Origin of the sequence: Ornithinimicrobium pulveris, assembly GCF_050261105.1 — a bacterium.
Classification (GTDB): domain Bacteria; phylum Actinomycetota; class Actinomycetes; order Actinomycetales; family Dermatophilaceae; genus Ornithinicoccus.
In genome coordinates this window covers 2876049-2898718 of the sequence record NZ_CP189837.1, presented here as the reverse complement: position 1 = coordinate 2898718, position 22670 = coordinate 2876049, and the positions used below count along the sequence as shown (strand labels likewise).

The window sequence follows — 22670 nt, the reverse complement described above, 5'->3', positions numbered from 1 at the left end:
CGAAGGCTGCGCTGCCCTGATATCTCCACCGTATCGGTCCCGCGAGGCCGCGCATGCCGGGAAGGGGTGAGAAGCGGGCCAGTATGACGAACCTCACCCCGGGTGGGCAGGTGCGCCTGCGGTGCCTCGCACCTGGCAAGGCAGGCGCGAGCCACCGCAACCGGTTCGGCCAACCCCCGCATGCGCGGGGAGCGAGCGAGTTGATGTGGCTCGCAGCGCACACAATCCCTCGACGCCCGGAAACCCGAGCGGTGGACAGCATTCAACTCTCATGCTTGACTCGCTGCAAGCAGGCACAGGATCGATCGTGCAGAACCTGCGCATACAATGTTCGTCGAAGGAGACGAGATGGCCGATGTACCTCGGTTCGCAGATCTGTTCAGCGAACTCGTGGGAGCCGAGCCCTACGAGTGGCAGGAGAGGGCGGCGCAGCAGTGGGGTGGGGGGGAGGCGCCGGACGAGATCTCGGTGCCGACTGGCATGGGTAAGACCCTTTTGATGGTTGTGTGGCTGTTCGCTCTGCTGCGGGATCTGGAGAAGCACCGTCAGACTGGTGCCAAGCGTCAGGTGCCACTTCGCTACCACCACGTGGCACCTCGGAGAGTCGTCGTGGATGACAGTGCCACTACCGCGATGCGCATAGGAGATGCGCTTGAGAGTCCTAAGACCCCCGCCCTGAGCGCCGCGAGAGAGATTCTCGTGGAGGTATTCGGGACGCCCGCACCCGGCGACCGCGTACTCGAGGTCGTTGTCCTCCGCGGGGGGATGGAGGATCGTCCGGAGAACACGCGGCAGCCAGCTCGACCGGTGGTCATTGTCGGGACGGTCCAACTCGTCGGGTCGCGCCTCCTCGGACGTCCGTACGGGGTAGCTCCTGCCCGACGTCCGATCGAGATGGCGTTGACGTGTACAGACTCTGTCCTGGTGATCGATGAGGCGCACCTTGTCCGCCAGTTCGTTGAGACGGCGAGGACACTCGCGCGGTGGGTGAGAGCCGAGGATCTCCTGAGTGGCTCCATACCTCCTCTTCGGGTTATTGGGATGACGGCAACTCCTAGGCAATCGGAGACCTACTTCGACCGCGCGGCGGAGGAACGTCGGAGGCCAGCTGTGGCTGAACGGCTGGCGCGGCGCCGCGCCACGCCAGTGAGCATTGTTGAGGTGACCACGACCACCGCGGACGGTGGCATGGCCCACGTGGTCAAGAGCCACGACTTCGCTCCCAAAGCCTCGACTCTCGTCTTCAGCAATACCCGAGATGGCGCGATCAAGGTGAGCAAAGCATTGGCAACTAGGAGGGATCTGCCAACTGACACCTCACTCTTGACGCTTGTGGGAGGGATGCCAGATCGTGTCACTGCGCCGCTCGTCGAAGGCGAGCTCTCCGCCTTGCGGCCAGGCCGTTCAGCCTCTCCCGCGGCGACCCTGATCGTTTCCGCGACGCAGACGCTGGAAGCGGGGGCAGACCTCGATGCACAGCACGGGGTGGTGCCAGTAGCGAGTGGCTCGGCCCTGCGGCAGCGTATCGGCCGAGTCAATCGTCTTGGTCTGCATGAGGAAGCGTCGATCACCATCGTGGTCAGCCCGGATGCGACGCGAGAGAACGTATACGGAGAGAGTGCGGCGCGATTAAGCAGGGCGCTGGTGCATCACCGACCGCCCACTCTTGGCGACCTCGATGATCTGCTGGACTCAGCAGAAGCGCAGGCCTGGGAGGTCGAGTCCACACAGCTCGCAGTCCTGCCTAGGTTCGTCTTCGACGCCTATCAGCGGACCGGAGGATCGCCGCATGATCCCCCGGTCGGCCGGTGGCTGGTCCAGCCCGAGGACCCCCTGGCGGAGATCAGCATCGTTTTCCGAGACAGTGTGAACGACATTGAGAACGACGCGGCACTACAGGGCCACCTTTCCCGATGCCGACCACAAGGAGGTGAACTCTGGTCAATCCCTCTGCCGCAGGCGCGTCAGCTGGTTCGCGGCGTGGACCGTTGGGCTCTTTTCCACTCGGCGGATCCCGAGGCCGCACCGCTCATCTGCCCAGAGGCTGACTCTCTACGAGCGGGAGACATCGCGGTCCTGCCCTCAGCGAGCCACCGTCTTCCGCTCCCTCGATGGGGTGAGGATCTCGTAGGCGTGAGAGATGTGGCGCCGTTCGTGTTGATGAAGGGCGAGAAACTTACCGACGATCACGTGGGCAGTCTTGTCACACCGCTTCTGGACGAACTCGGCCGAGAGACGGGGTGGGTCGAGTTGGTTCCGGTCCGAGAGCGCGACGAGCACTGCCCATCAGCCCCGTATCCCTTGGCGCAACATCACGATGATGTTGCGCAACGGGTGCGTGAGATCTGCTCCGTGCTGGGGGTGCCGCTAGCGATGACCGAGGACCTCGTCACAGCAGCCCGACTCCACGACGAAGGTAAGACACACCCCGGCCTGCAAGCAGCGTTGTGCCATGTCGTGGATGGCGATGGGATCCTGAACTATAGACCGTCAGATCAGCCCATCGGCAAGTCCGCACTTCCACGCCGCCTCTGGCGCCGGGTGAACTCGTTGGCCGGGGTGCCTGCAGCGCTGCGGCACGAAGCCGTCTCGGCCTCCCTTTACGACGAGCGACTCGCGAAGGGCGCTGTTGCTCCCACAGATGCGAGGCTCGTGCGTCATCTGATCCTCACCCACCACGGCGGGTTCCGCGGTTTTGGGCCGGTCCTTCAGCCCGATGAGGTGAGCTCCACCGCATACCAAGATCCTGAGCGGGCCGAGTGGGTCGAGCGGCCGGCTGAGTTCAGAGAACTGCTAGAGCGATACGGGCCGTGCACAATCGCACTTACGGAGGCGCTGCTTCGGTTGGCTGACTGGGACGCGTCCAGGAGGGTCACATGAACACCTGGATGCTGACGGCTCTCGACGGCAGCCAGCCCACAGACTTCTTAACGTGCCCTCGGCCTGGCTGCACTCGTCCCAGGCTCAACCGTGCACTTCGACTCAGCGGGCGTGCCTGTGCTCCGGAGTGCCTGGGGTGAGGAGCGCGTGGCTGAGGTGATCGCTTCTGCGCTGTCGATGTTTCACCCGAGCAACTTTCCCTTCCCCGAGCGAGCAGAGTTGCGGTCCACAACCCCGAGTTGGTCAGCCCTCCAGGATCTCTGCCATGAGTCCTGGTTCGATGAGCACACGAATCTAGTGCTTCGGTCCCTGGACATTGGATCTGTAAAGAAGGTGGTCCCGGACCCGCAGGTGGAGGCGGGGTCGCTCGTCCTGATCTCCGGTCGTAGTTATGCGCGCAAGGCCTGCGCTGACTTGTGGCCGTTAGCGGTGGGAGAAGATACGGCGTCGTCCTTGAGTCAAGGCCTGAAGGACCTAGCGCGGGACATGCGTTCACTGCTGCGGGGGGAGACGCTCTCCACCCTCTCGGGGACGATGTCGATGAGATACACCGTCTCCGATGTGTCTCCTCGACTGCGCTTGGGGACCGAGTCGGGAACGGTCACACCATTGCTTGAGATGCTCACCTTGCGAGGAGTTCTCTGCCTCCTGCCCGGGCAAAGGAATGCCCGGGACGGCAGACGTCTACCCGGGATCACGTGGTCATTGAACCCCGTGCCAATGAGCGTCGCTGGTCTGGTGGAACTCCAGGAGTGTCAGTGCGCTCCGCAAGGCTGGCCTCGATACGCCGCAAGGGTCGTCAGCGTGGGCGGCGGCACCAAGGCAGCACAGTTCACAGACGTCGCGAGATGGGAGAAATGATGGATACAGCAGTGGCCTGGCCACTCACAAGAGACCACATGATGCTTCTGACGCAGCCGGAGGCATTGCATCGCCAAGTCATGGGTTACCTCCCAGATCTCGGCGGCCGATCGACGGCGATTCGGAAAGACACTTGCACGCTCTTCAGGGTCGACCTGCCTACTGACCCGCTGGGTCGTAGCGGCCAGATCACCTTCGGCTGAGGGGTGATGCTCACACCGGGGATGGAGAGCGGCTTGCCCAGGAAGGCTTCGGGGCGCGGAGCCGCATCGTCGTCCAGGTGGCGGCGGAGAAGCGCAACACACAGGAGGGCCGTATCCGAACGCGGCCGGTTCGTGACGACGAAGCAGAGGAGTGGGCGGGGGAACTCCTGGCTCGGCACGGACTCCGCGCCCTCAACCTTGCCGTGTCAGGTGCCCGTCGGTTCGGAGACCGCCGGAGCGTGGGGTTCTGGGTGCGCGATCTCTTAGCTGATGTGGAGGTCTCTGATCCTGACGCAGCTGAGGGGGCCTTGCGAGACGGGGTGGGACGAGGTCGGGCCTACGGGCTCGGGATGGTGGTCGTCCTAGCCGCGGAACAGTCCAAACGATCCGACGACGCTGTCACAGGAGCGAGCGCATGACGAACCGATTCATTGAAGACGTTGCCAAACTCATCGACGATCCGAGAGTGGCGGGGCTGCGTTCCCACACCACCTACGAGTCTGCCCTTGCAAGGACAGTCACGCCCCCTGCGGGAACGCTGCGCTCCGATGGTCGTGATGTCGAGGGCGAGTTTGAGCTCCCGGACGGGACCAAAGCTGTCACGCTCGACACTTGGGGGTCGCAGGCTTCCCGCATGGAGTCGGCGATTGAGCAGGTTGCGGATGACATCGGCTACCCGCTTATCCGATTCGTTGACGAGGAGGGGGCCTTGCTGACCACGAGCGTTCGGTTGTCGCACCGGCACGCTGATGCCACCTGGCGTGCCGCTCGCAAGCAACTTGAAGGCGCCGGGATTCCCTTTCTCAGACTGAGGGATGTGACAGCGCAGGACGCGAGCCTGCTGCTCCGGTGGTTTCCCACCGCGCCCATCTTCGGCTGGTGGCATTCGCACACTGCCAACGCTCAGAAAGAAGCAAAGAAACTCGAGAAGTACGATAAGGAGACTGCGGAGGCCTTCGCCGGCTACGCGCGGGTTCATGCCGATTCCCGGTCCGCGCGCCTGGTGACCTCCGAGATTGTCGCCACTGACGTGCATCGAAGGGTTCGCCGAGCAGCACGCGTTGACACTTTGTTTGGGCCGCTCAAGTCCTCGCGAAGCACCGGGTCAGCCAAGTCTGACGGCCCTTCGGCACTAGGCCTCGGCTCTCTTCCGCCCGTGGAGTTCTCCAAGGCCCCCATTGACGTGTCCTACGGTGCGATCGAAGGCACCTGGTTCTTGTCCCTGACCGGACTTCGGCGTTTCGGCTGGGGCGCCAATCCGAAGATTGCGCAGGCCCTCGTGGTTGCACTCGCGCTGCTGCTGCGAGAACTCACTCGCCTTGATGGGCGCTTGCGAGCTGGCACGGAACTGATTGCCCAAACCAACGGCCAGATCCAAGTCGTAGGGCACGGGATGGAAGCGGTCAACTGGAGTGACTATTCCTTGGGGGACCTGATGGACGTCGTGCGGGAACTCGGCGCTTCTGTGGGTTGGGATGGGCCAGTCGACGTTGTCATACCGGCGGATTCCGTTTTGGGCGGCCTCTTCAAGACGGCCGATCGTGAGGCTGGAGAAACGGATCCTTCGTGACCGGTTTCGTGCTTCAAGCGACGTTTCCGACGGGCCAATATCACGGTCATGATCGGCGCGGGAAGTCGGAGTGGCCGCCCTCACCAGCGAGGGTCCTCTCGGCCTTGCTCGCGACGGCTTACGCGACCAGGTATGGGGTAGAAGTGGTGCGGGAGTTGTTCAGCTGCGACCCGCCCACGATCACAGCCTCGAAGGTGGGCCGTCGGGACGGAGACGTGCAACGCTGGGTTCCCGTCGATGTTGAGTTTTCGGAGAAGACGGGAACGCTCGGGCGGGGTGGGTTAACGGCGAAGCTGCTCAAGCCTCCCGAGCGTGGCGTCGTAATCGGTGATGGTCAGGTGCGCTACGAGTTCTCGAAGTCACCTAGCAACGAGGAGTCGCTGCAGATCCTGTCGCGGGTCGCCGAGAAGGTCCCCTACCTGGGCCGACCCACGAGCCCCGTCATCCTCGTTCTCGTCCGAGAACCGCTCACTGTGGAGTTAGCAGATTCCTGGACCCCCGATCCCCGCGGCAACGTTGATATCGACGTCCCGACGCCAGGCTTTCTCAAGGCACTGGACCAGCGGGAAGTTGATCGCGCGCGGAAGGGCTCGCCGGGCTACCACCCCTCTCTGCGGCGGCCGACCACGCTCTATCGGTACACAGGGCAGCGAGCTGAGTTCCCCGCGACGGCGTCCCCTTCCATCGCCCTAGCGGTGGACCAAGTGCTCGATGCAGCGGTTCTCTACCCGCTCACTGGTGTCGATCCGCCGGACGCTGTCGCGGTGATCAGCAGGCTGATGGAGTTCGGCGGCAAAACCGTTCCTGTTCGGGGAGACCTGAAACGGCGCGGTTTTTCCGAAGAGCGGATCACAGGCGTCCTGATGTGGGATGCCGTCGCTGAACAAACCGTGGTGGTGGCTCAGGGGCGGCTCACCGAGCTCAAGCCCACTCTTCCACTCAAGACGGCGCAGCAGCGGCAAGCCATCGCCCAGTCCTTGGCTCGGTCCAGCGTATGGACAACCCCAGCACCTATCCCGTGCGACGAGGAGTGGATTCGCCGAGAGGTGTCTGCCCTGACGGATCGACACCCCGAGATTGATGGATCGGTCTTGCTCCATGATCGACCTCGTCTGTCCCACGCCGCTCACGTGTCGGCAAACCCCAGGCTGACGCACCTAACTCTGGATCTAGTGGGCGAGATCACGGGACCTTTGGTGCTGGGTTCTCTCGTGCTACAGCCCCCTGACGAGTGATGCTGGACGGCGCCTCTCAACCGTGTTCCTGCTGGTCAGAAAGTGTCCTCCCCGCGAGCGCGGGGGTCGAGGCGTGACCGCGCTCGCTGCCGAACTTGCCGCCATGTCCTCCCCGCGAGCGCGGGGGTCGAGGCGACTACCTGGAGCTGGGCACGTCCTCCGAGGCGTCCTCCCCGCGAGCGCGGGGGTCGAGGCTGGTCGGGGTGCTCCCCCATGCCGTTGGGGCGGTCCTCCCCGCGAGCGCGGGGGTCGAGGTCCAGGGCGTCAGCGCCAGCAGAGGCGGTGGTCGTCCTCCCCGCGAGCGCGGGGGTCGAGGAATGTCGAGCGGGGAATCCTTCGTGTGGGCCGTGTCCTCCCCGCGAGCGCGGGGGTCGAGGCCAGGGCATCTTCTACCTGGAGGACAAGGGCCCGTCCTCCCCGCGAGCGCGGGGGTCGAGGCTAGCCATCGAAGAAGCGTCCGGGAAGATTCACGTCCTCCCCGCGAGCGCGGGGGTCGAGGCCTCGATGGCGGCGAACCACTGCGGGTCGGGGAGTCCTCCCCGCGAGCGCGGGGGTCGAGGGTTGTACGACGGGTACTGCCCCTTCACCGCACGGTCCTCCCCCGCGAGCGCGGGGGTCGAGGCGAAGACATGCTGCCAGACCTGCGCATCGCCACTGTCCTCCCCGCGAGCGCGGGGGTCGAGGCAGGGGAACAGGGGAACAGGGGAACAGATATACGTCCTCCCCGCGAGCGCGGGGGTCGAGGCGCCGCGTGGGACGCCGGTGACTCCATGGGCGAGTCCTCCCCGCGAGCGCGGGGGTCGAGGCCGATCGCGTCGGAGTCGTTGCTGCCTGCGCCGGTCCTCCCCGCGAGCGCGGGGGTCGAGGCCGGTCGTTGCCGTCCTGGAGCATGTCGATGGCCGTCCTCCCCGCGAGCGCGGGGGTCGAGGCATCGGGTCGCTGCTGACCAAGTCCGGCCGTGAGTCCTCCCCGCGAGCGCGGGGGTCGAGGGCAGTCCTGGGGCATCATCCCCGGCGGCTACGCGTCCTCCCCGCGAGCGCGGGGGTCGAGGCATCCTCGACCCCGGCGACGCCACCGACGCTGCGTCCTCCCCGCGAGCGCGGGGGTCGAGGCACCGCGGCCCGAGACCTGCAGGCGCTCCAGCTGTTGTTGACGGCGCTCGAAAACTGGGCAGTTCCGGCGGTCGAAGAGTGAGCAGGTTCAGTCTAGGGATTCTTGCTCGGCCTTGATGCTGGGCAGGGTCTCCACGCCGCGGTCGCGGAGCCGGTAGGAGGCGCCCTTGAGGGCGATGACGTCGGCGTGGTGGACGATGCGGTCGATCATCGCGGCGGCCACGACCTGGTCTCCGAAGACGCCGGCCCAGGAGCTGAACGGCAGGTTCGACGTCAGGATGAGGGAGGCGTGCTCGTAGCGGGAGGAGACGAGCTGGAAGAAGAGGTTGGCGGCGTCCTGCTCGAAGGGCAGGTAGCCGACCTCGTCGACGATGATCAGCGCGTACCGGCGCAGCCGGGTCAGCTCGGTCGCCAGGCGGCCGCGGTCGTGGGCCTCGGACAGGCGGGTGACCCAGTCGGTGGCGGTGGCGAACAGCACCCGGTGTCCCTGCCGGGCGGCGGCGACGCCCAGGGCGGTGGCCAGGTGGCTCTTGCCGGTGCCCGGTGGGCCGAGGAGGACGACGTTGCGGTGCTCGGCGAGGTAGGCACCCGAGGCCAGGGCGAGGATGGGGGTGCGGGCGCCGGGTTGGTGGTCGAAGTCGAAGTCGTCCAGGGTCTTGACCGCGCCGAACCCGGCGGCGCGGATCCGCAGCCGGGCCCCGGAGGCGTTGCGGGCGGCGACCTCGCGTTCCAGGACCGCGGCCAGGTAGTCCTCATGGGTCCACCCGGAGTCGCGGGCGTGGTCGGCCAGGCGCGCGGCGGACTCGGTGATCCGCGGCGCCTTCAGCGCCGCGGCCAGGTGGGTGATCTGCTTGAGCGTCTCGGCCCCGGCGGCTGGTGTGCGGCTCATCGTGACTCCAGCTCGCCGGCGTCGATCCCGAACGCCTTGTCGTAGTCGGCCAGGTCCCGGACCAGATCGTCGACCTCGGGGCGCGACCGGGGCTGCTGGTAGGCGTGCCGCAAGGCCGCGGCCGCGGTGACGTGGGCGGGGTCGGTCACGGTCATGTTCCGGGCCCACCGGCGCGGGTGCTCGGCCACCAGCTGCCCACCGTGCCGGACCCGCACGACGTCGAGGTCGGCGGCCACATCCACGCGGGCGCCGATCGCTCGGGGGTCGACCGAGTAGTCGTTGGTGTCGACGCGCACGTAGTAGTCCCGACCCAGGCGCACGTGGTTGCGCCAGCCCAGATGCAGCACCGCCGGCGGCAGGGGCAGCATCGCGTCGGTGTCCGCCGCGAGCAGGTCCACCGGGCGGGCCTTGGTCGTGCGCACCGTCCGCGCGTTGGCGGTGGCCAGCCAGTCGGTGAACTGGGCGTTGAAGTCGCCCGGGGACTCGAAGTGGCGCCCGGGCATGAAGGAGGTCTCGAAGAACCGGTTGCGCCGCTCCACCAGACCCTTGGACTCCGGGTCCCGTGGGGGCAGCAGCACGACCTTGGTGGCCAGCGTCCCGGCGAACACCGCCACCGGCTCGGTCAGCCTGCCGCGTCCGATGCCGGGCTCGTTGTCCCAGATCAACCGGCGCGGCACCCGCCCCAGCTGCTCCAGCAGACCCCACGTGCCCAGCAGCAGGTCCGGGGTCTTGCGGGTCGGGATCATCCGCCCGAGCGTGTACCGGGAGTACGCGCACGTCATGACCAGCACCGGCAACAAGCTGCGCGAGCCGTCCTCCAGGAGGATCTTGCGCGGCGGGAACCACAGGTCCCACTGCGCCACGTCCCCGGCCGCCCAGGTCAACCGGTCGGCGGGATCGATCGGGCGGTGGTCGGCACGGACCCGGCTGACGTTGTCCCGGAACCAGCGGATCGAGCCGGTCCACCCGACCCGCTCGGCCAGCACCGTCGCCGGCATGTCCGGCGTCTCCGCCAGCAGCTCACGCACCCGCGCCTCGTACGGGGTGAACGACGTCGGACCCGGCCTTCGCTCGTACTTCGGCGGCCCCTGCGAGGCCACGGCCGCAGCGACCGTGTTCCTCGAGATGCCCAACCTCCTGGCGATCCTGGCCTTCGGCACGCCCTCGCGCGCCAGACTCCTGATCAACGCCCAGTCCTCCATGGTGATCACACTCCAATCGTCGAAGAGTGCTCACTTTTCGAGCGCCGTACCTGCTCAGTTTTCAAGCGCCGCCGACAGCTGTCCTCCCCGCGAGCGCGGGGGTCGAGGCTCGCTGATCGGCTTCAACGCGGCCGCGTCGTCGTCCTCCCCGCGAGCGCGGGGGTCGAGGGTCGTTCTTGGCGACGTTGCATGTCGCGTCGTTGTCCTCCCCGCGAGCGCGGGGGTCGAGGCACCTGGAGTGACCCCGTCCCGGTGCAGGGTGCGTCCTCCCCGCGAGCGCGGGGGTCGAGGCGTCGATCTGGCGAAGGGGGAGTTCGTGGCGAAGTCCTCCCCGCGAGCGCGGGGGTCGAGGCAGCCAGTCCTCCTCCGGGTCCAGCTGGCCGGTGTCCTCCCCGCGAGCGCGGGGGTCGAGGCGTTTCGGTGGCGCCGCCGAGGGCGTCAAGGCCGTCCTCCCCGCGAGCGCGGGGGTCGAGGGCTGACCGAGCTCCTCGGCAACGGCGTCACCGAGTCCTCCCCGCGAGCGCGGGGGTCGAGGCTGGCGCGGCGGGAAGAGCAAGCACCCGCTCTAGTCCTCCCCGCGAGCGCGGGGGTCGAGGCCGGCCGTCTGGCCGCCGAACACCGTCTGGTGTGTCCTCCCCGCGAGCGCGGGGGTCGAGGCACAATCCCCTGATGGGTGCGGTTGGCGGTCCGGTCCTCCCCGCGAGCGCGGGGGTCGAGGGGTCATCCAGTCCCACACCACCCAGGCCGGTTGGTCCTCCCCGCGAGCGCGGGGGTCGAGGCGACACCCGGTGGCGTCGGGCACGCTGACGGATGTCCTCCCCGCGAGCGCGGGGGTCGAGGCTGGTATGCCCAGCGGTGCGCCTCGACTGGCTTGTCCTCCCCGCGAGCGCGGGGGTCGAGGCGGCAAGGGCAGCGCCAACAAAACGCCCACCACGTCCTCCCCGCGAGCGCGGGGGTCGAGGTGACACCCCCCTGACCATCACCGGCAACCTGACGTCCTCCCCGCGAGCGCGGGGGTCGAGGCTGTTCGTCCGTCACTGCCTTGACGAGGAGCGCGTCCTCCCCGCGAGCGCGGGGGTCGAGGCTGGCCGCACCACTGCCGGAGCGGCACCATCAGGTCCTCCCCGCGAGCGCGGGGGTCGAGGGAAGCACTCGGACCGGATGCCGGCGTCGAGCTCGTCCTCCCCGCGAGCGCGGGGGTCGAGGCTCTGTCAAGGGCCAGTGGGATTTGCCCAGGGGCGGTCATGAAACCTGCCCGGTGACGGCCAGCAGAACTGCCCGGTGGTGGCCATGGGATCTGCCCAAGCGGGTGGGCCACCACCGGTCGTCCTGGGTCAGGTTCTCAGCGGGCTCACCCCCTGACCGGCGAGGGCTTGGGTGAGGCGGACGGACTCGCCGCTGGTCTGGCACACGTGGGCGTGGTGCAGGAGCCGGTCGACGGTGGCGGTGGCCAGGGTCTTGGGCATGAGCTCGTCGAACCCGGCCGGGTGCAGGTTGGAGGAGACCGCGATCGAGCGTTTCTCGTAGGCGGCGTCGATGAGGCGGTACAGGCCCTCGGCGGCGTCGGTGGCCACGGGTAGTAGCCCGATGTCATCGACCACGACCAGGTCGGCGCGCAGGACGCGGGCGATGGCCCTGGTGACGGTGTCGTCCGCACGGTGCCGGCGCAGCAGTACCCCGAGGTCCTCGAGGGTGAACCAGGCCACCCGCATGCCCTGCTCGACGGCCTGCTGGCCGAGGGCTTCGAGCAGGAACGTCTTGCCGGTGCCTGAGGGCCCGCACACGACGAGGTTCTCGCGTCGGTGTACCCACTCCAGGGTGCGCAGTGCCTGCTGGGTCGGGACCGGGATGGAGGAGGCGTTCTCGTCCCAGGCCGCGAACGTCTTGCCGGTGGGGAACCCGGCGGCGGCGCGGCGGGTGGCCAGGGCGGAGCGGTCACGGCCGGCGACCTCCTGGCTCAGCAGCACCTTGAGCACCTCGGCCGGGTCCCACCGTTGGGCCTTGGCGGTGGCCAGCACCTCGGGCGCGTGGGCACGGATGTGCGGCATCCGCAACCGGCGCAGCAGCTGCTCAAGATCGGCGGGCAGCGGTGGTGCGGTCGGTATCCCGGCCTTGGGCACATCCCTGGCCGTCGTCGTGGTGGTGCTCACCGGTCGACCTCCTGCTCCTCGGGGCGGGCGCCGAGGGCGGCCCAGCCGGTGGTGCCCTGGGTCAGCGAGGCGTCCTCACCGGCCCGGTGCTCCTGCTGCTCACCGGGTCCAGTGGTGTGGCGGTCCAGGATGGAGGCCAGGTCAGCCTCGGCGAACCGGCCGTGGACGGCGGCGTGGCCCAGGGCCCAGTCCACCCGGGCAGGGTCGAAGAGCTTGGCCAACTGGACGGCCTGGGCCATCTTGACCCGCATCTTGGTGGTGCCCGCGGCGGCGGCCTCGGTCAGCCACAACCGGGACCCGTCACCCAGGGCGAGGAACTCGGCCTCGGCGATGTTCTTCGCCCTCGGGGTGCGGTCCAGCGCCCCGGGAGGTGCGGGTGGGAAGTGCTCCTCATCGATCGCTGGGGTCCCCGGGGTGGTGCGGGCGTGGCGGGCGACCTCGACCGGGCCATCGGGGCCGACGTGGGTGATCACCACCTGCTCGTCGGGCCCGCGGCCGTGCACCCGCACCCACACCGTGGCACCAAGCAGGGTGTGCGGGACCGAGTACTGGGCGTGCTCGAAGGAGACCATCGGCGTGTTGTCCGGCACCACCCTCGTGGTGCCGAACGCGACCGTGTGCGCCACCGCCGGGACCGGGTGCAACCGGGCCCGTTCCTCGACCAGCATCTCGGCCGGAGGTCGGCGGGTGACCCGGTGAGCCCGGGTGTTGACCTTGGTGCAGAACTGCTCGCACGCGGCTTCCAGCTCGGCGAAGGTGGCGTACTCGCCGCGCAGGTTGGCCTGCGTGGGGACCAGGTCGGCCTTGGCGATCTTCACCGAGGACTCGGTGCCGCCCTTGGACGCCGGGTCGGCCGGCACGCAGGTGTGGACCACGACCGAGTAGTGCTCGGCGAAGCTGACCAGGTCGGTGTTGCGGACCGGGATCCCGGCCACGTGCTCGATGGTGACGGTCTTCTCGTTGTCGGTCAGCACGTAGGTCGGCACCCCGCCCAGGCGGCGGAAGGTGACATCCAGCGCGGCGAACACACTCGGCAGGGTCTTGTCCCGCAGCGGGATCACCACCCGGAACCGCGACCAGGCCAGCCACGCCACGAACAGCACCGTCTTGGCGCCGGCCACGCGCGGGCCCTCGGCGTAGTCGTACTGCAGCCACATGCCCGGCTCGGGCACCCACGGCCGGTGCACCCGCACCCGCCCGGCCCGGTAGTCCTGCTTCACCCGCGCGACCGCGCGGCGGGTAGTCCGCTGCGAGCCGGTGTACCCCAGCGCGAGCAGCTTGTCGTGGGCCACGTCGGCACGGATCTTGCCGTGCGAGCGGTCGACCCACTCCTCGACCTTGGGCAAGAACTCATCGATCAACTGCGGGCGGGCCGCGGGCCGGTCCAGCCGGCCACCAGCAGCACGCCGATCCACGTACGCCTTGACGGTGTGGTGCGAGCAGCCGGCCAGCTCGCCGGCATCACGCAACGACCCGGTCAGGTCGTAGGCATCCAGAATTTTCATGATCTCCTCGGCAGACTTCACTTGTCCCCTCCTCAGGGCAGCAATCGGCGCTTCAGCACCGTCGATCGCACCTGAGGAGGGGCCCCAACCGTGGGAACCGGTGAGGCAAAGGACTTCGTGTCGGGCAGATCCCGTGACCGTCAGCGGGCAGTTCTCAAGACCGCCAACGGGCAGTTACGTGACCATGTCCGGGCAGTCTGCCGTGGCCGCCGACAAGGCTCCCGCGCAGCCTTGGCGAGGCCCTTGGCTGAGTCCTCCCCGCGAGCGCGGGGGTCGAGGGACGAGTGCCCAGATGCCGAGGGTGATGAGCGCGTCCTCCCCGCGAGCGCGGGGGTCGAGGGCCGAGTGGGGGCCGCTGCTGACCGCACTGTGGGTCCTCCCCGCGAGCGCGGGGGTCGAGGGGCGCGAGCGATCGCGTCCTGGTCCTCAGCGGGGTCCTCCCCGCGAGCGCGGGGGTCGAGGCTACCAGCGCAGCGCAGGAGCGCCACCGACGACGTCCTCCCCGCGAGCGCGGGGGTCGAGGCTCGTGGGCGTCGCAGGCGGCCAAGGGCGTCATGTCCTCCCCGCGAGCGCGGGGGTCGAGGGTGCGGCAAAGACGACTGCTTCTGCCCCGACCGGTCCTCCCCGCGAGCGCGGGGGTCGAGGCGTCGCCTGGTAGATCGGCTGGATACGGTGCTGGTCCTCCCCGCGAGCGCGGGGGTCGAGGCACATCGCCGTCGCCCGCGAGATGCGCGACCCCGTCCTCCCCGCGAGCGCGGGGGTCGAGGTGCCCGCTTCTCCCGTGCCGTGGTGCGGGACTCGTCCTCCCCGCGAGCGCGGGGGTCGAGGCTCCCTCCAGGCGCTGGCCTTGATCCGCGCCGGGTCCTCCCCGCGAGCGCGGGGGTCGAGGGTGCTCGGGCTCGTCCGCGCCCCAGCGGGCCAGGGTCCTCCCCGCGAGCGCGGGGGTCGAGGCAGTGGGGCCACCAGTACGGCCTCGGCTGGGGCGTCCTCCCCGCGAGCGCGGGGGTCGAGGCTTCCCGCCCGAATACAGCAGCAACCGGCCCGTGTCCTCCCCGCGAGCGCGGGGGTCGAGGGTGGTCGGTGAGGGCGTCCTTGCGCTCGCGAGTGTCCTCCCCGCGAGCGCGGGGGTCGAGGGTGCTCGGGCTCGTCCGCGCCCCAGCGGGCCAGGGTCCTCCCCGCGAGCGCGGGGGTCGAGGCAGTGGGGCCACCAGTACGGCCTCGGCTGGGGCGTCCTCCCCGCGAGCGCGGGGGTCGAGGCCACGCTTGCCGCATGGCTGCACCTGACGCAGCGTCCTCCCCGCGAGCGCGGGGGTCGAGGTCCATGCCACTCACGACCACTGCCCTCCCGTCAGTCCTCCCCGCGAGCGCGGGGGTCGAGGTGGGCGATGTCAACGGCGGCTGAAAACTGACCAGGTTTCGACGGTTGAAAAGTGACCAGTCCTGTCTGGTTGGTCATGGTTGTTGGTCGTCTGTGGTGGCTGGTGGGACGCGGCCGAGGTCGCGGTCCTTGAGCCGGTAGGAGTCGCCGCGCAGGTTGAGGACCTCGGCGTGGTGGACGAGGCGATCGATCATCGCGGCGGCGACGACGTCGTCACCGAAGACCTCGCCCCAGCGTCCGAAGGGCTTGTTGGAGGTCACGATGAGAGAGGCGCGTTCGTACCGGGAGGACACGAGCTGGAAGAAGAGGTTGGCTGCCTCGGGCTCGAAGGGGATGTAGCTGACCTCGTCGATGACCAGCAGGGGGTAGCGCAGCAGCTTGCGCAGCTCCTCCTGCAGGGTGCCGGCGTGGTGGGCGGTCGCGAGCCGGTCGACCCATTCGGAGGCGGTGGCGAACAGGACCCGGTGCCCGGCCTGGCAGGCGCGGATAGCGATCCCGGTGGCCAGGTGCGTCTTGCCGGTACCGGGGGGCCCGAGGAAGATCACGTTCTCCTTGGCGGTGATGAAGTCCAGAGTGCCCAGGTGGGAGACGAGGTCGCGCTTGAGGCCGCGGGCGTGGTCGAAGTCGAACTCCTCGATCGACTTGCGGGCCGGGAACTTCGCGGCCCGGATGCGTCCTTCGCCGCCATGAGACTCCCGCGCGGCCACCTCGCGGGCCAGGCACGCGGCCAGGAACTCCTCGTAGGTCCAGGACGCCTCTCGGGCGCGATCGGCCAGCCGGGGGATCGACTCGCGCAGCGTGGGCGCCTTCAATGCCCGGGTCAAGAACGCCAGCTCGGTGGTGGTGTCCTTGGCCTTGCTGGTGGACGGTGTCATGAGATGGCCTCCTGGCCGGTGTCGATCCCGAAGGCGGTGTCGTAGGTGGACAGCTCCCGGACCTGCACGACCTGGCCAGCCAGCTCCTGGTCAGGACGGGGTAGCCCGAACCGGGAGCGTCGTAGCGCGTGCGCGGCGGCGGCGTGGGCGGGGTCGGTGAAGCTCTGGTGCCGTGCCCAGGACCGCGGGTGGTCGGCCACGACCCGCCCCTCACAGATCGCCCAGACGCGGTCCAGGTCGGCCCGGACCTGGACCCGGCGTCCGATCACCGAGGGGTGGATGGAGTAGTCGTTGGAGTCCAGGCGCACGTAGTGGTCCCGAGGCAGGACCAGGGACAGCGACCAACCGGTGACCGGCGGCACCGGGGGAAGGGCCATCATCGCGGCGGTGTCGGTGGCGATGCGGTCGGCCGGGCGGGCGCCCAGCACCCGCATCCACCGACTGTTCGAGTCCGTCACGAACTGGCCCAGCTGGGTGTTGAAGTCGCCCGGGCCGGTGAACTCCCGACCGGGCAGGAACGACTTCTCGTAGTGGTCGTGGCAGCGTTCCAGCAGCCCCTTGGCCTCAGGATCACCGGGCCGGCAGATCAGCACCTTGGCACCCAGCACGCCCCGGAACGCGTGGCATGCCGCGGTCAGCTCCGGCTCCTTCGGGCGCCACCTGCCGACCGCGGACTCCCCGTCCCAGACCAGCACCTTGGGGACCGCGCCAAGCTGCTCGAGCAGGGCCCACCACCCGGCGTACAGGTCCTGCTCGGACCGGGAGGGGACCAGCAGCGCCCCGCGCCACCGCGAGTACCCGCACGCCATCGTCAGCACCGGCAACCGCTTGGCCGTGCGCACCTGCCCGTGGCCCACGTCCAGGCTGATCGGCGGGAACCAGAAGTCGAACTGGGCGATCTCCCCAGGCAGGTAGGTCGTGCGCGAGGCCGGGTCCGGCGGCAGGAACGCCGGCCGCAGCGCGGCGACCTTCACCTTGAACACCGTCATCCCACGGGTCCACCCGACCCGCTGCGCGATCACCGTGGCCCGCATCCGCGGGCTCTTGGCCAGCTGCTCCTTGATCGCGTCCTCGAACGCATCAGCGGCCGAGCCGGTCGAGGCCCGCTCATACCTCGGCGGTGAGGCGGACGCCAACGCCTTGCGCACCGTGATCCTGGTGACCCCGACCTGCCGCGAGATCTCCGAGATCGACAACTCCTCCGCCGCCCGCAGCCGACGGATCTCTGCCCAGTCCTGCACACTGATCACCCTCCAAGGGTCAGGACAGGCCGGTCACTTTTCACCCGTCGATCAATGGACAGTCTTCAACCGTCGCCGACAGGCGACACCTGCTACCTGACCACTGGGGAGAGTCCTCCCCGCGAGCGCGGGGGTCGAGGCCGCTCGGGCCATCAGAACGGCTACCTGTCCAAGTCCTCCCCGCGAGCGCGGGGGTCGAGGCCGCTCGGGCCATCAGAACGGCTACCTGTCCAAGTCCTCCCCGCGAGCGCGGGGGTCGAGGTCGTTGAAGGTTCCACCGGCGGAGTACTGGCAGGTCCTCCCCGCGAGCGCGGGGGTCGAGGGTGGCCGTATGGCACGGTGTTCGCGTCGGCGGTGTCCTCCCCGCGAGCGCGGGGGTCGAGGCCGCTCGGGCCATCAGAACGGCTACCTGTCCAAGTCCTCCCCGCGAGCGCGGGGGTCGAGGTCGTTGAAGGTTCCACCGGCGGAGTACTGGCAGGTCCTCCCCGCGAGCGCGGGGGTCGAGGGTGGCCGTATGGCACGGTGTTCGCGTCGGCGGTGTCCTCCCCGCGAGCGCGGGGGTCGAGGGTCTGCCTCACCCACAACCAGATCATCGACCCCGTCCTCCCCGCGAGCGCGGGGGTCGAGGGCCCGTTGCCGGTCACGGTAGTGGAAATTCAGCGTTTCCCTGCAGAAGGGGAGGGCGTCAGGCGCTGCGCCAGGTATGTCGGTGGTCTGGGTCATGGTTAAGCGACTCCAAGCCATTGGAGGTCGAGGGGTTAGCGGTTCGAATCCATGAGGCCGCGCTCTCACGCCCCGCGCTGGCGGGGGTCGGGTGACAACGAGCCTGCAGGATTTCGTCCGGCCGCCCGGGCGGGTGTAAGGTTGATCCTCGTTGCGCCCGTAGCTCAACGGATAGAGCATCTGACTACGGATCAGAAGGTTGGGAGTTCGAATCTCTCCGGGCGCGCGCTGTGTTGAGACAGTGAGAAGGCCCCCACCGGATGCGGTGGGGGCCTTCTGTCTTGTCCCGTATGGCGTTGCTCGCCCGGTCGCGCGGCCTACCTGATCGGCGTGGGCGGGTCCTCGCCGTCCAGCATGGCCACCGCGTTGTCCGCCGCGAGGGTCGCCATGGCGGTCCGGGTCTCGATGGTGGCTGAGCCCAGGTGCGGCACGAGCACGGCGTTCTCGCACTCCAGCAGCCCGGGGTGCACCTCCGGTTCGTCCTCGAAGACGTCCAGGCCGGCGCCGGCGATCTCGCCGGACTTCAGCGCCTCCACCAGGGCGGCCTCGTCGATCACTGGTCCGCGAGCGGTGTTGACGATGTAGGCGCTCGACTTCATCGCCGCGAACTCCTCGGCACCCATCAGGTGGTGGGTGGCGGGGGAGTAGGGGCAGTGCAGCGAGAGGACATCGCTCTCGGCGAGCAGGGTGTCCATGTCGACGCGGTGGGCCATCAGCTCGTTCTCCAGCGCCGAGTCCGCCTTGGACCGGGAGGAGTAGAGGATGTTCATCCCGAAGGCCCGCGCCCGGCGCGCGGTCGCGGCCCCGATCGCGCCCAGCCCGACGACGCCGAGGGTCTTGCGCTGCAGGCCCGAGCCGAGGAGGTAGAACATGCCCCACTGCCACGGCGTCTGGGACCGGATGATGCGCTCGCCCTCGCCCAACCGGCGGCTGGCCATCAGGATCAGCGCCATCGCGATGTCGGCGGTGGCGTCGGTCAGCACGCCCGGGGTGTTGGTCGCCACGACGCCGCGCGAGCGGCAGGCCTTCACGTCGATGTTGTTGTAGCCCACCGCCACATTGGCGACGACCTTGAGCTGATCACCCGCGGCGTCCAGCAACTCGTCGTCCACCTTCTCGGTGAGCAGGGTCACCAGCGCCTCCGCCCCGGCCACCTGCTCGAGCAGCTGCTCGCGCGGCTGCTGCTCCTCGCTGTCCCAGGCGTCGATCTCGTGCCCGGCCCGGCGCAGGATGTCCAGCGCCGGCTTGGGGATCTTCCCGGTGACGACCACGCGCGCCATCAGAACGACCCCACCCAGTCGCGCAGGCCGGACAGGCCCTCGCGGATCCGCTCCTCCGGCAGCCCGGAGTAGGCGAACCGGATGTAGGACCGGTCCTCACCCGGCTGCGGCCGACCGAAGTGGTTGCGCGTGCAGAAGCTCACGCCCGTGTTGTGCAAGGCCTTCTGTGCGAAGTCCGCCAAGTCCGTAGCGCCCACGATCTCCAGCGTCTGCGTCACATCGGGGAAGAGATAGAAGGTCGACCGCGGTGTCTCCACCGACATCCCCGGGGTGCTGTTGACCAACTCCACCGCGGCGTCCCGACGACCACGCAGCACGTCCAACATGTCCGCCACTGGCTGCTGGGTGCCCTGCAGCGCCGCGATACCGGCCCACTGCACATAGTGCGTCGTGCACGACTCGTCGTTGGTGTTCATCGTCGAGAACACCTTGCTCAATGCCTCCGGCGCCACCGCACAGCCCAACCGCGACCCGGTCATCGCAAACTTCTTGGAGAAGGTGTAGAGGATCACCGTCCGCTCGCGCATCCCGTCCAGGGCAGCGATCGACTTCGAGTCACCCTCGTAGCGCATCTCGAAGTACGCCTCGTCCGAGAGCACCATCAGGTCGTGCTCCTGCGCGAGCGCGGCCACCGCCTCGCGTTCCTCGTCCGTGGACTCGGCAGAGATCGGGTTCTGCAGGTCGTTGTAGATGATCGCGACCGTCTTGTCGGTGATCAGCTCCCGCACCTGGTCCAGGTCGATCCGGAAGCCGTCGTCGGTGGGCAGGTAGCGATACGGCCGCGCCACGCCGCCCAGGTACTCGATCTGCGACTCATAGATCGGGAAGCCCGGGTTGGGGTAGAGCACCTCATCGCCCGGGTTCATGATCGCCTGCAGGAACTTGGTGATCACCGGCTTCCCACCGGTCATCACAGTGATCTCCGAAGGGTCGAACTCCATCCCGCGCCGGCTGCCGATGTCATCGGCGAGAGCAGCACGCAACTCGGGAATCCCCGGCCCGGGGCAGTACCCCGTCTTGCCCGCCGCGATCGCCTCGTTCATCGCCTCGACGATGTGACCGGCCAGCGGAAAGTCCAGGTCGCCCAGGTGGAAGGGATAGACCTCGTTCCCCCTGCTCTTCCAGTCCGCAGCCGCCGCGGCGACCGCGAAGGCGGTCTCCGTCCCCAGGTCGTCCAGTCTGCTCGCGAGACGCACGCTCACCACTTCCTCGTGTGTGATTGTTCTGCTCGTGCGCCGGCTGCGCACCGCGCCCAAGGGTAGTGGCTTCGGGATGCCGGACACCTCGGGTTGGTGCACACTGTCCGGACGCGACGTCAACGGGGGCGTCGCCGACGAGGGAGGTGGCTCAATGGTGAGCAACGGCATACAGGTGGGCGATCGAGACTACGTGCTGTCCAAGGCGATCCAGCTCGCCTCGGTCGCGGCGCTGGGTGGGTTCCTTTTCGGTTACGACACCGCGGTGATCAACGGGGCGGTGACCCCGATGCGCGACCTGTTCGGGACCGGCCCGTTCCTCACCGGGTTCATGGTCTCCTCCGCACTGCTCGGCTGCGTCGCCGGCGCCTACCTGGCTGGCCGGCTGGCCGAGCGGCTGGGCCGCATTCGGGTGATGGTGATCGCCTCGGTGCTCTTCGTGGTGAGCGCGATCGGCTCGGGTTTGGCCTTCGGCCCCTGGGACCTGATCGTCTGGCGGGTGATCGGCGGCGTCGGGGTCGGCGCGGCCTCGGTGATCGCCCCGGCCTACATCGCCGAGATCTCGCCGGCCAAGATCCGTGGTCGGCTGGGGTCGCTGCAGCAGATGGCGATCGTCACCGGCATCTTCATCGCGCTGCTCACCAACTACTTCCTCGCCTCGATCGCGGGCGGCGCCGCCAACGAGCTGTGGCTGGGTCTGGAGGCCTGGCGGTGGATGTTCATCGCCGAGGTCATCCCCGCCGTCCTGTATGGCGTGTTGGCCCTGACCATCCCCGAGTCACCTCGGTATCTGGTCAGCTTGGGCAAGGAGGACACCGCCCGTGAGGTGCTCGGCCGGGTGATGCGCACCGGAATCGCGGAGCGGATCGCCGAGATCAAGCGGACGGTCAAGGTCGAGGCCAAGTCCAGCGTCCGTGACCTGGTCGATCCCAAGCGGGGCGGGTTGCTGCCGATCGTCTGGATCGGGATCGGGTTGTCGGTGCTGCAGCAGTTCGTCGGGATCAACGTGATCTTCTACTACTCGGCGACGCTGTGGCAGTCGGTCGGCTTCACCGAGCAGGACGCTCTGGCGCAGACGGTGATCACCTCGGTGACCAACATCGTGGTGACGATCGTGGCGATCGCGCTGATCGACAAGATCGGCCGCCGCGTGCTGCTGCTGATCGGGTCGGTCGGGATGACGATCACCCTCGGTGCCCTGGCCTGGATCTTCGCGACGGCGCGGCGGGTGGAGGTCGTGGATGACCTGGGCGTGACGACGATGGAGCCGGTGCTGTCCGACCAGGCGGGTCTGATCGCGCTGATCGCGGCCAACGGCTTCGTGGTCTTCTTCGGGATGTCGTGGGGCCCGGCGGTGTGGGTGCTGCTCGGCGAGATGTTCAACAACCGCATCCGCGCCACGGCGCTGGGTGTCGCTGCCGCTGCCCAGTGGCTCGCGAACTTCGCGATCTCCACCAGCTTCCCCGTCTTCGCCGACCTCTCCCTGGGCTTCGCCTACGGCTTCTACACCTTCTTCGCCCTCGTCTCGATCTTCTTCGTCGCCAAGTTCGTGCCCGAAACCAACAACCGCGAACTCGAGGACATGGACTGACCCACCCCCACCGAACGTCCGCTGTGCTCGCCATAGGGCCCACCGAACGCGCGCGGCGCTCGCCATTTCCCCCACCGAACGCGCCAGGACCACCTCAGACGTCGAGCACCCAGCGGTCACCTTCGGGCCGGAAGCCGATCTGCTCGTAGTAGGGCTTCGTCATCCCGGCCGGTGACAGCACACGCGTATACCCGCGCTTGGCGAACAGCCCTGACTCGCCGAAGACGAACTTCCCGGGCGCGAAGTCACGATGTCTCGGCGTGACCCAGTCCAAGGCGATCTCCGCCGTGCGCCCAGCCTCCTGACCCACCGGCCGCAGACCCTCGCCGGCCTCCCGAGCGAGCACCACACCCACCGTCTCGTCCCCGTGCAGCACCAGGAAGGCGCAGTCGCCGCGCTCCGGCTCGCTGCGGAAGCCAGGGTTGTGCCGAGCGATGTCCTCCTGGTGGACGCTCAGCACGTGCTCGAGATAGGCATCGTCGCGGTTGACCTCGATCACCGTGTAGGCCGTCGCATCGTCCTTGTCCCGCAGCAGCCGCCACAGGAAGAAGATGTTGATCAGCGACAGCACCGTGTTCAGCCCGACCATCGGCCAGACCTCGATGATCGCGTTATAGGCCAGCAGCACCAGCGAGCCCACCAGGTTGATCAGCCGCAGCCGCAGCACTCTGGTCTGCAGCAGCGAGACCACCAGCACGATCGAGCCGCCCCAACCGATCAGATCAACCCAGTTCATGACGAGGAGGGTATGCCGTGACCCGGCCACGCGGCGACGGCCG

General features: G+C 68.5%; 14 protein-coding genes, 1 tRNA gene and 4 CRISPR repeat arrays. Of the genes, 6 read left to right on the top strand and 9 right to left on the bottom strand.

All coding sequences use genetic code 11. The features are described 5' to 3' along the window. The first annotated feature begins 348 nt into the window (after window positions 1-348). The 4 genes from cas3g (at window position 349) to csb2 (ending at window position 6749) form a co-directional block, all read left to right on the top strand. Window positions 349-2880, top strand: coding sequence for a type I-G CRISPR-associated helicase/endonuclease Cas3g (cas3g, locus tag ACQBAT_RS13610; RefSeq protein ID WP_427197705.1), 2532 nt, complete (start codon window positions 349-351; stop codon window positions 2878-2880). Between the two features lie 1141 nt (window positions 2881-4021). Further along, on the top strand, window positions 4022-4363 hold the full coding sequence (locus ACQBAT_RS13605) for a type I-E CRISPR-associated protein Cas6/Cse3/CasE (protein ID WP_427197704.1): 342 nt from the start codon (window positions 4022-4024) through the stop codon (window positions 4361-4363). Next, a complete protein-coding gene (gene cas7g, locus ACQBAT_RS13600) occupies window positions 4360-5514 on the top strand; it encodes a type I-G CRISPR-associated RAMP protein Csb1/Cas7g (protein WP_420747391.1) in 1155 nt (384 codons plus the stop codon). The genes ACQBAT_RS13605 and cas7g overlap by 4 nt, the downstream gene beginning before the upstream one ends. Beyond that, window positions 5511-6749 (top strand): type I-G CRISPR-associated protein Csb2, encoded by a 1239-nt coding sequence (csb2, locus tag ACQBAT_RS13595; RefSeq protein ID WP_420747390.1) that lies wholly within the window; start codon window positions 5511-5513, stop codon window positions 6747-6749. Before cas7g ends, csb2 begins: the two co-directional genes overlap by 4 nt. A 44-nt stretch (window positions 6750-6793) precedes the next feature. Beyond that, window positions 6794-7861: direct repeats of the CRISPR family, unit length 28 nt; unit sequence GTCCTCCCCGCGAGCGCGGGGGTCGAGG. A gap of 88 nt (window positions 7862-7949) precedes the next feature. Here csb2 and istB (ACQBAT_RS13590) read toward each other — a convergent pair. The 6 genes from istB (ACQBAT_RS13590) to istA (ACQBAT_RS13565) form a co-directional block, all read right to left on the bottom strand. Beyond that, entirely contained in the window at window positions 7950-8750 is an 801-nt protein-coding gene (gene istB / locus ACQBAT_RS13590; RefSeq protein WP_420747389.1) for an IS21-like element helper ATPase IstB, read from the bottom strand. Next, complete coding sequence (istA, locus tag ACQBAT_RS13585; protein ID WP_420747388.1) at window positions 8747-9961, bottom strand: IS21 family transposase; 1215 nt, start codon at window positions 9959-9961, stop codon at window positions 8747-8749. The genes istB (ACQBAT_RS13590) and istA (ACQBAT_RS13585) overlap by 4 nt, the downstream gene beginning before the upstream one ends. Before the next feature lie 71 nt (window positions 9962-10032). Then, a CRISPR array of direct repeats spans window positions 10033-11158; the repeat unit is 28 nt; unit sequence GTCCTCCCCGCGAGCGCGGGGGTCGAGG. A gap of 128 nt (window positions 11159-11286) precedes the next feature. Then, window positions 11287-12102, bottom strand: a complete 816-nt coding sequence (istB, locus tag ACQBAT_RS13580; RefSeq protein WP_420747387.1) for an IS21-like element helper ATPase IstB — start codon at window positions 12100-12102, stop codon at window positions 11287-11289. Continuing rightward, window positions 12099-13628 (bottom strand): IS21 family transposase, encoded by a 1530-nt coding sequence (istA, locus tag ACQBAT_RS13575; RefSeq protein ID WP_420747386.1) that lies wholly within the window; start codon window positions 13626-13628, stop codon window positions 12099-12101. Before istA (ACQBAT_RS13575) ends, istB (ACQBAT_RS13580) begins: the two co-directional genes overlap by 4 nt. A 230-nt stretch (window positions 13629-13858) precedes the next feature. Beyond that, window positions 13859-14986: a CRISPR direct-repeat array (repeat unit 28 nt; unit sequence GTCCTCCCCGCGAGCGCGGGGGTCGAGG). 73 nt (window positions 14987-15059) lie between these two features. Beyond that, window positions 15060-15860, bottom strand: coding sequence for an IS21-like element helper ATPase IstB (istB, locus tag ACQBAT_RS13570; RefSeq protein WP_420747385.1), 801 nt, complete (start codon window positions 15858-15860; stop codon window positions 15060-15062). Next, window positions 15857-17110, bottom strand: a complete 1254-nt coding sequence (istA, locus tag ACQBAT_RS13565; RefSeq protein WP_420747384.1) for an IS21 family transposase — start codon at window positions 17108-17110, stop codon at window positions 15857-15859. Before istA (ACQBAT_RS13565) ends, istB (ACQBAT_RS13570) begins: the two co-directional genes overlap by 4 nt. 103 nt (window positions 17111-17213) lie before the next feature. Further along, window positions 17214-17729: direct repeats of the CRISPR family, unit length 28 nt; unit sequence GTCCTCCCCGCGAGCGCGGGGGTCGAGG. Between the two features lie 248 nt (window positions 17730-17977). Between istA (ACQBAT_RS13565) and ACQBAT_RS13560 the strand changes: the two genes are divergently transcribed. Continuing rightward, a tRNA-Arg gene (locus ACQBAT_RS13560) sits at window positions 17978-18050 on the top strand. Window positions 18051-18141: 91 nt separating this feature from the next. Here ACQBAT_RS13560 and ACQBAT_RS13555 read toward each other — a convergent pair. Both ACQBAT_RS13555 and ACQBAT_RS13550 read right to left on the bottom strand, forming a co-directional pair. After that, on the bottom strand, window positions 18142-19104 hold the full coding sequence (locus ACQBAT_RS13555; protein ID WP_420747383.1) for a 2-hydroxyacid dehydrogenase: 963 nt from the start codon (window positions 19102-19104) through the stop codon (window positions 18142-18144). After that, entirely contained in the window at window positions 19104-20300 is a 1197-nt protein-coding gene (locus ACQBAT_RS13550; protein WP_420747382.1) for a pyridoxal phosphate-dependent aminotransferase, read from the bottom strand. The genes ACQBAT_RS13555 and ACQBAT_RS13550 overlap by 1 nt, the downstream gene beginning before the upstream one ends. A gap of 154 nt (window positions 20301-20454) precedes the next feature. On the opposite strand from ACQBAT_RS13550, the gene ACQBAT_RS13545 reads away from it, so the two are divergent. Next, window positions 20455-21891: a sugar porter family MFS transporter gene (locus ACQBAT_RS13545; RefSeq protein ID WP_420747457.1), complete on the top strand. Its 1437-nt coding sequence runs from the start codon at window positions 20455-20457 to the stop codon at window positions 21889-21891. A gap of 94 nt (window positions 21892-21985) precedes the next feature. On the opposite strand, the gene ACQBAT_RS13540 is transcribed toward ACQBAT_RS13545, so the two are convergent. Further along, window positions 21986-22627, bottom strand: coding sequence for a hypothetical protein (locus tag ACQBAT_RS13540; protein WP_420747381.1), 642 nt, complete (start codon window positions 22625-22627; stop codon window positions 21986-21988). Between the last annotated feature and the right edge of the window lie 43 nt (window positions 22628-22670).

Bases quoted from the DNA above. Each gene is read 5' to 3' on its own strand.
- ACQBAT_RS13555 (WP_420747383.1), bottom strand. From the start codon at position 19,104: ATGGCGCGCGTGGTCGTCACCGGGAAGATCCCCAAGCCGGCGCTGGAC.
- istB (WP_420747385.1), bottom strand. From the start codon at position 15,860: ATGACACCGTCCACCAGCAAGGCCAAGGACACCACCACCGAGCTGGCG.
- cas3g (WP_427197705.1), top strand. From the start codon at position 349: ATGGCCGATGTACCTCGGTTCGCAGATCTGTTCAGCGAACTCGTGGGA.
- istB (WP_420747389.1), bottom strand. From the start codon at position 8,750: ATGAGCCGCACACCAGCCGCCGGGGCCGAGACGCTCAAGCAGATCACC.
- ACQBAT_RS13540 (WP_420747381.1), bottom strand. From the start codon at position 22,627: ATGAACTGGGTTGATCTGATCGGTTGGGGCGGCTCGATCGTGCTGGTG.
- ACQBAT_RS13545 (WP_420747457.1), top strand. From the start codon at position 20,455: ATGGTGAGCAACGGCATACAGGTGGGCGATCGAGACTACGTGCTGTCC.
- cas7g (WP_420747391.1), top strand. From the start codon at position 4,360: ATGACGAACCGATTCATTGAAGACGTTGCCAAACTCATCGACGATCCG.